This is a genomic window from Pantoea sp. UBA4549 (assembly GCF_002387285.1).
Lineage (GTDB): Bacteria > Pseudomonadota > Gammaproteobacteria > Enterobacterales > Enterobacteriaceae > Pantoea > Pantoea borealis.
In genome coordinates, this window is sequence record NZ_DGLH01000004.1 from 25,497 (window position 1) to 32,684 (window position 7,188).

The 7,188-nt window shown below is 57.1% G+C and carries 8 protein-coding genes; 2 read left to right on the top strand and 6 right to left on the bottom strand.

Annotation, left to right across the window (positions count from 1 at the left end):
• Positions 1–62 precede the first annotated feature (62 nt).
• The 4 genes from rlmM to B3041_RS01125 all read right to left on the bottom strand — a co-directional run bounded on the left by rlmM (position 63) and on the right by B3041_RS01125 (position 3,080).
• The gene (rlmM, locus tag B3041_RS01110; protein WP_065648299.1) at positions 63–1,163 is read right to left on the bottom strand and encodes a 23S rRNA (cytidine(2498)-2'-O)-methyltransferase RlmM; all 1,101 of its coding nucleotides are present in this window, start codon (positions 1,161–1,163) and stop codon (positions 63–65) included.
• Positions 1,156–1,551: a DUF423 domain-containing protein gene (locus tag B3041_RS01115; protein WP_065648298.1), complete on the bottom strand. Its 396-nt coding sequence runs from the start codon at positions 1,549–1,551 to the stop codon at positions 1,156–1,158. The genes rlmM and B3041_RS01115 overlap by 8 nt, the downstream gene beginning before the upstream one ends.
• A gap of 50 nt (positions 1,552–1,601) precedes the next feature.
• On the bottom strand, positions 1,602–2,519 hold the full coding sequence (locus tag B3041_RS01120) for a transcriptional regulator GcvA (protein WP_039379926.1): 918 nt from the start codon (positions 2,517–2,519) through the stop codon (positions 1,602–1,604).
• 336 nt (positions 2,520–2,855) lie between these two features.
• Positions 2,856–3,080: a YgdI/YgdR family lipoprotein gene (locus B3041_RS01125; RefSeq protein WP_039379928.1), complete on the bottom strand. Its 225-nt coding sequence runs from the start codon at positions 3,078–3,080 to the stop codon at positions 2,856–2,858.
• 206 nt (positions 3,081–3,286) lie between these two features.
• On the opposite strand from B3041_RS01125, the gene csdA reads away from it, so the two are divergent.
• Complete coding sequence (gene csdA, locus B3041_RS01130) at positions 3,287–4,492, top strand: cysteine desulfurase CsdA (protein WP_292968609.1); 1,206 nt, start codon at positions 3,287–3,289, stop codon at positions 4,490–4,492.
• Between the two features lie 4 nt (positions 4,493–4,496).
• On the top strand, positions 4,497–4,940 hold the full coding sequence (csdE, locus tag B3041_RS01135; RefSeq protein WP_065648375.1) for a cysteine desulfurase sulfur acceptor subunit CsdE: 444 nt from the start codon (positions 4,497–4,499) through the stop codon (positions 4,938–4,940).
• Here the strand turns inward: csdE and tcdA are convergent.
• Positions 4,928–5,734 (bottom strand): tRNA cyclic N6-threonylcarbamoyladenosine(37) synthase TcdA, encoded by an 807-nt coding sequence (gene tcdA, locus B3041_RS01140; protein ID WP_065648296.1) that lies wholly within the window; start codon positions 5,732–5,734, stop codon positions 4,928–4,930. The genes csdE and tcdA overlap by 13 nt on opposite strands.
• 84 nt (positions 5,735–5,818) lie before the next feature.
• The gene (gene mltA / locus B3041_RS01145) at positions 5,819–6,967 is read right to left on the bottom strand and encodes a murein transglycosylase A (protein WP_292968612.1); all 1,149 of its coding nucleotides are present in this window, start codon (positions 6,965–6,967) and stop codon (positions 5,819–5,821) included.
• Between the last annotated feature and the right edge of the window lie 221 nt (positions 6,968–7,188).

Below are 7,188 nucleotides of genomic sequence, written 5' to 3' on the forward strand. Positions count from 1 at the left end.
CGCCATTAATGGCGCCCGTGTTGATGCAGATACGGAACGTGATGACGCCCCGGCCTGACAAATCAGCGCTCGTCGCGGCGGCCGCCTGTTGCAGCCCAGATGCGCCGGACGTGTACCGTTACCTCTTCGCGATCGTGATACAGCTGACGTGCCTGAATCTGAGCATTAATACCCTGCGCCTTTAACGCTTCGTCCATCATTGCCAGATTCTGGGTAACCTCTTCATAGCGCTTTTTCATCGGCAGCTTGAGGTTGAAAATCGCTTCACGACACCAGCCGTTTACCAGCCACTCAGTCATCAATGTCGCCACACGCACCGGTTTTTCTACCATATCGCATACCAGCCAGCTGATATTGCTGCGCGGTGGACGAAACTTAAACCCATCCTCACGGCAGTGGGTAACCTGTCCGGTATCCATCAGGCTCGGGGCCATGGGTCCGTTATCTACCGCATAAACCCACATGCTGCGCTTCACCAGCTGATAGGTCCAGCCGCCCGGACACGCGCCGAGATCGACCGCATACATACCGCTTCCCAGACGCTCGTCCCACTCATCTGCCGGCACAAACACATGAAATGCCTCTTCCAGCTTCAGCGTTGAGCGGCTGGGCGCGTCGGAAGGAAACTTCAGCCGCGGGATCCCCATATAGAATGATGAATTGTTTTCCGGCAGTGAATAGCCCACGTAACAGGTGCCCGGTGCAATAAAAAATACGTGCACCACCGGCCGCTTAGGACTCTCATAGTTGAGCAGGATATTGCTGGCGCGCAGGCTGGCGCGCAGTGGCACCGTTAGTTTGCGACAGAATTTGGTCAGCTCTTTGGCTTCATTGGTGTCCGGAACCTCGACGCGCAGCTCCCCCCCTTTCTCCACTACTCCGGTCAGCATGCCGGTAATGGGGGTAATGCGATCTTCCGGGGGCAGATCGCGCAGCAGCTCGCCGACAACCAGCATCTGCCGGGCAAAAATCAGTTCAGCAAACGGCAGCGAGCGCAGCAGCTTCTCTGCATCTTCCGGCTGATAGCACTCAAACAGCACATAGCCCGACTCTTCTTTCACCCGCGGAAAACCGTAGATTTCCCGCTCTGCTGCTTTAGCGCTGATTTCTGCCGCGCACTCTTTTTCAAACCCGGGACGACAATAGAGTAATACTTTATTCATGGCGTTCTGCCTTTGTTTTCAGACGCAGCGCGCCAATCAACATCAAAAACCAGCCGGTCAGGAAGCACAGCCCCCCTACCGGCGTAACAAACACCCAGAACTGCAGGTGCGACAGCGCCAGGCAATAAAGACTGCCGCTGAAAAGAACGGTACCCAGCGCCATCGCTGCGCTGCTCCAGTAAAACCAGATATTGGCGCGTCGCAGCATCGCAGCACCCAGTCCCATTACCGCCAGCGTGTGGTAAGCCTGATATTCCAGGCCGGTATGGATCCACGCCATTTCAGATGGCCCCAGCGATTTACTCAATACGTGCGCGCCAAACGCACCAAACGCCACCAGCACGAAACCGCTGATGGCTGCAAATATAAACATGGCACGACTGGACATCGAACTATCCTCATGGTCCCGCCGCACATCACTGTGCAGCGAACGGTAACTTAGTGATCGTAGCGAAAACGGAATTTTTCCTGTTCGGTGGCGGCTTTTTCCAGAATCCACTGACGAAAGGCGGCTATTTTACCCAGTTCTGCCTGGCTGTCATGACAAACCAGATAAAAAGCGTTTTTACTTACCAGCACATCATTGAACGGGCAGACCAGGCGACCCGCTTCAATCTCACTCTCTGCCATCACATTGTTAGCCAGCGCCACACCCTGCCCGTGGATCGCCGCCTGCAGCACCATGGCACTGTGGCTGAAAATAGGTCCCTGCTGCACATTGATATGCTGCAGTCCCAGCTGGCGGGTATAAGCCTGCCAGTCGCGACGCGACGCATCATGCAGCAGTGTAAAGTGCGCCAGGTCGGCGGGCGATTTCAGCGGATTATCCCCGGAGAGCAGCAGCGGCGAGCAGACCGGCAGCAGATATTCAGCATACAGCTTATCCACCCGCAGGCCCGGCCAGTTGCCGCGGCCATAGAAGATAGCGACGTCAACATCGTCTGCCAGCTTCTCTTCCTCGCGGTCTACCGCCTGAATACGCACGTCGATGCCCGGATAAGCCATATTAAAGCTGGAGAGACGCGGAACCAGCCACTGAATTGCAAAACTGGGCAGCAGGCTGACGGTGAGCGCACCTTTAGCGCTGCGCGCCTGCAGCTTGCGGGTCGCATCGTTAAGCGCTGAAAAAATCTCTTTGATATCGAGATAGTAACTCTGCCCCTCTTCCGTCAGCAGCAGCGAGCGATTTCGGCGGCGGAACAGCTTGAGTCCGAGAAAATCCTCAAGTGACTTGATTTGATGGCTCACTGCCGCCTGGGTCACAAACAGCTCTTCAGCGGCTTTGGTAAAGCTCAGATAACGGGCAGCCGCGTCAAACACACGTAAAGCATTGAGCGGCGGAAGGCGTTTAGACATGGTTTTCCACAGGTGGATTCATAGTGTAAAACTGCAACTTATACAACGTCGTCAGCTATTAGATTTTTTAATCCGAGACATTATAATTTGTCCGTTGAGGAAGCTCCAGCAAATACCTATAGTTGCCGCACTTCCAGAGCCGGAACGAAAAGTTTTCTGAAAACGTGCGAGAGATCGCAGACTTTTGGAGAGCTTTTGGCTTGTGGTCGTGATGTTGTGTTTGCATTTTTTGATCTGAAACTTGCAGATCAAACTTTTAATTCCTGAGATTTACCCTGTCTGTCCAAAGTGATTTTATGTAGCACCGCAAATTGCGGTGCTTTTTTTTGCGCAATTTTACTGCCCCATCTCAACCATCTCTTTCACATCGGAGCGGTTAATCTGCTGCTCATTGCCATTGGCATCTTTATAGCTGATCATACCGGTATCATCATCAACTTTTGGCTTGCCGTCAGCGACAATCGTGCGGCCATCGTTCGTGTGCATAACATAGTTGCTGGAACAGGCCGCCAGGGTAAACGCCATGGTGCAGACAGCCAGCACTGCGGTAAGTTTGTTCATCTTCTATCTCCTTGCAGATTGATTGCATTAAACCTCCCGCAGCCACGACATTACGCTATCAGCCTGAAACCAGAGCTGAAAATGGCGAACGGGTTATGCGGGTTTCGGTTCAAACCTTGCCATAATGAGCATAACGCGCTTTTACAGCTTTGCCAGCCAGCAGCCTGCTGTTACGGCTGGCCCTAAATCACCGGAGTGGGCCCGATATGACCATCTTCTCCCCTGGCACCTTTCGTCAGCAGTTTCCTGCGCTGAACGATGCCGGCGTCTATCTCGACAGTGCTGCGACGGCACTCAAGCCGCAGGCGGTCATTGATGCCACCGCCCAATTCTATTCGCTCAGTGCCGGCACCGTGCACCGTAGTCAGTTTGCTGCGGCGCGTGCACTGACCGCACAGTATGAACAGGCGCGCGGCGTAGTCGCACAGTGGCTGCACGCCGCTGACGATCGGCAGATTGTCTGGACGCGCGGAACCACCGAAGCGATTAATCTGGTGGCATACAGCTGGCTGGCGCCGCGCCTGCAGCCGGGCGATGAAATCATCGTCAGCGAGGCGGAGCATCACGCTAACCTGGTGCCGTGGCTGATGGTGGCTCAGGCAAGCGGTGCCAGCGTGGTGAAATGGCCGCTGGGCGCCGATCGCCGGCCCGATATCACTCTGCTGCCGGGGCTGATCAACGCGCGCACCCGCCTGCTGGCCGTAAGCCAGATGTCAAACGTCACCGGCGGCTGTCCGGATCTGGCGCAGGCTATCACGCTGGCACACGAGGCAGGCGCAAAGGTCATGGTGGATGGTGCTCAGGGCGTGGTGCATTGCCCGCCTGACGTGCAGGCGCTGGATATTGACTTCTATGCGTTTTCCGGACACAAACTCTATGGTCCGATGGGTATTGGCGTGCTGTATGGCAAAGCGGAATTGCTGGAGTCGATGCAGCCGTGGCAGGGCGGCGGCAAAATGCTGACGCAGGTCGACTTCAGCGGATTTACGCCGCAGCCTGTGCCGTGGCGCTTTGAAGCCGGCACACCCAACGTGGCGGGTGTGGTGGGTCTTAGCGCAGCGCTGAGCTGGCTGTCACACCATCATCAGGAAAAAGCGGAGATGTGGAGCCAGCAGCTCGCCTGCCTGGCCGAAGAGCAGCTGAGCGCGCTGCCCGGTTTTCGCAGCTTCCGCTGCGGCTCTTCCAGCCTGCTCGCCTTTGACATTGCCGGGATCCACCACAGCGATATCGTCACGCTGCTGGCTGAACAGGGAATTGCCCTGCGTGCCGGACAGCACTGTGCGCAGCCGCTGATGACCGCCCTGGGCGTCAGCGGCACGCTGCGCGTCTCATTCGCGCCTTACAATAACCTGCAGGATGTGGATGCGCTGGTGCGCGCCATGCACTGCGCCGTGGATCTTTTAGGTGAATAAGCTTATGACAACCCTGCTCGCGCCCCATCCCTTCGGCCATACCATTACCGCAGAAGGGCTGACCGACACGTTTGCCCGCTTTCAGCAGTGGGAAGATCGCTACCGGCAGCTGATTCAGCTCAGCCGTCAGCTGCCGGCGCTGCCGGATGAACTGAAATGTGCGGACATTGAGCTGAGCGGCTGCGAAAACCGCGTCTGGCTCAGCAGCCAGCAGCTGCCTGACGGCACGCTGCATTTTTATGGCGACAGTGAGGGACGAATTGTGCGCGGCCTGCTGGCTGTGCTGCTGACTGCCACTGAAGGAAAAACACCGGCACAGCTGCTGGCGCAGGATCCGCTGGCGCTGTTTGATACGCTGGGGCTGCGTGCGCAGCTTAGCGCGTCACGCAGCAGCGGCCTGCAGGCGCTGGCAGAGGCGGTAACGCGCGCGGCGCGTCAGTCAGCCTGACGCGCCCTGCGCGCCTGAAATTTTTTCAGCGCGTGCGATACGGCGATAAACCCGAACGTGGCGGTGACCATCGTTGCCGCACCGAAGCCCGCAGCGCAATCCATACGCTTCGGACCTTCTGCCGTGCTGCGCGAAGCGCACACGCTGCCGTCGGGCTGCGGATAGACCAGCGCTTCAGTGGAAAATACGCAGTCGATCCCCAGTTTGCCTTTGCTGTTTTTCACTACGCCAAAGTCACTTTTCAGGCGCTCGCGCAGTTTTGCCGCCAGCGGATCCTGGATAGTTTTCGCCAGATCGCTGACCTGAATTTGCGTGGGATCGATCTGTCCGCCTGCCCCACCCGTGGTGATAAGCGGGATCTTATTGCGCCGGCACCAGGCGATCAGCGCCGCTTTTGGCCGCACGCTGTCAATGGCATCAATCACATAGTCAAAGCCGGCAGAGAGCAGTTCTGCGGTGTTTTGCGGCGTGATAAAGTCGTCAATGCAGGTCACGACGCACTCTGGATTGATGGCGCGGATGCGCGCGGCCATGACCTCTGTTTTTGCCTGACCGACATTGCCCTGCTGCGCATGGATTTGCCGGTTGGTATTGGTGATACAGACATCATCCATGTCGATCAGCGTAATGTGTCCGATGCCGGTACGCGCCAGCGCCTCAGCGGCCCAGGAGCCCACACCGCCAATACCAATTACGCAGAAATGCGCCTCTGCAAACTGCTGCAGCGCCTCCTGCCCATAAAGACGCGCCGTCCCGCCAAAGCGCTGTCGCCAGGCGTCGCTTACCACTTTCATATCTGACCTTTACTCCGGAATGCGGTGCGCCGCGTGGCGCACCCGATAATGTCACTCTCCCGCGGAGAGCAGGCTGTCAGTGTATCAATTTGCACCGAGCAGCAGTGAACCGTTGTTGCCGTTTTGCGCATTGCTGAACAGTGGCTGCCCGGCGCCGGGAGCCGCCTTCAGTACCCAGACGCGGCCGTAGTGGTTATAGAAGCCAGCCAGATGTGCGGCGTCCGGACCCACGCCCTGGTAGATGTCAAAGTGCTGACCTTTGATTGCGCCACCGACGTCCAGCGCCACCATCAGACGTATTTCATACTTACCGTTGAACTTACCTTTGGCATTCAGCTGCGGCACTTCTGCCAGCAGCGCCGTGCCCGCCGGGATCAGGGAGCGGTCAGAAGCCACCGACGCTTTGGCAATCAGCGGTACCGCGCTGGCGCCGCGCACCGGCACATACTCTTCAGGCTTAAAGAAGACAAAGGACTGGTTAGTCTCCAGTACGTCACGCACCTCCTGCGGTGAATGCTCCTCAGCCCACTGCCGGATGGCCTGCATCGACATATCTTCGCGTTTAACTTCGCCGCGATCGATCAGCTCTTTACCGATACTGTGATAAGCCCAGCCATTTTTACCGCCGTAGCCAAAGAAGCGCAGCGGACGTCCGTCACCAAAATCGACGTAGCCGCTGCCCTGCACATCCATCATAAAGTTGTCGATCAGGGAGTTGCTCCAGGCGATAACGTAGCGCTCATCGAGCGCGCCGCTATAGATACCGGCGCGGCTCGGCAGTTTCGCCCCGCGCGGGCGCGGCGGCATGCGGTAAATAGGATACTGAAACTCACCCTGTCGGGTGTAGCGCGCTTCCACTACCGGCGTGTAGTAACCGGTGAACTGCACGTTGCCATAGTTGTCTGTGCCTTCCATCTGAAACGCATTCAGGCCGAACTGACGCAGCTGACGGGTATCTGCACCTGAAAGCAGCCAGTTCTGAATAGCGCTGTAGGTACCATTATTACGGCTGAACAGGCGCGACGAAGCGGACTGAATCTGCTGCACCTGCAGGCCGAAGTCCTGCCCGTTAACCGGACGCCCTTTGGCATTGGGCTCATTGACCAGCCCGAGCGGTTGCTCCAGCTTGCCATCAATATATTGCTGACCGCGATCGGTCGGCTTCGAGCTACAACCTGCTAATAGCGCCAGAAATGCGCCAGTGAGTGCATACTTTACCCGGTGTCCGTTCATGACTCTCTCTTGTTGTCGGTTGTTCGCCCGGCGACGATAGCAAAGCCCTGGTCAGAATGAAATCTGCCGCCCGCCATCACCTTCACATCTGTATGTTTTTTCATCCAGATGCGACATTATTCAGCAACTGTTGCAGGGTTTCACTGGTTTAGTGCAAAAAGGGGTTGCATCACCACGTGCCAGGTGTATAGTGCGCATCCACGGACGCGGGGTGGAGCAGC

Excerpts from the sequence above, each read along its gene's own strand:
- B3041_RS01115 (WP_065648298.1), bottom strand. The coding sequence starts at position 1,551 with ATGTCCAGTCGTGCCATGTTTATATTTGCAGCCATCAGCGGTTTCGTG.
- B3041_RS01125 (WP_039379928.1), bottom strand. The coding sequence starts at position 3,080 with ATGAACAAACTTACCGCAGTGCTGGCTGTCTGCACCATGGCGTTTACC.
- mltA (WP_292968612.1), bottom strand. The coding sequence starts at position 6,967 with ATGAACGGACACCGGGTAAAGTATGCACTCACTGGCGCATTTCTGGCG.
- rlmM (WP_065648299.1), bottom strand. The coding sequence starts at position 1,163 with ATGAATAAAGTATTACTCTATTGTCGTCCCGGGTTTGAAAAAGAGTGC.
- csdE (WP_065648375.1), top strand. The coding sequence starts at position 4,497 with ATGACAACCCTGCTCGCGCCCCATCCCTTCGGCCATACCATTACCGCA.
- B3041_RS01120 (WP_039379926.1), bottom strand. The coding sequence starts at position 2,519 with ATGTCTAAACGCCTTCCGCCGCTCAATGCTTTACGTGTGTTTGACGCG.
- tcdA (WP_065648296.1), bottom strand. The coding sequence starts at position 5,734 with ATGAAAGTGGTAAGCGACGCCTGGCGACAGCGCTTTGGCGGGACGGCG.
- csdA (WP_292968609.1), top strand. The coding sequence starts at position 3,287 with ATGACCATCTTCTCCCCTGGCACCTTTCGTCAGCAGTTTCCTGCGCTG.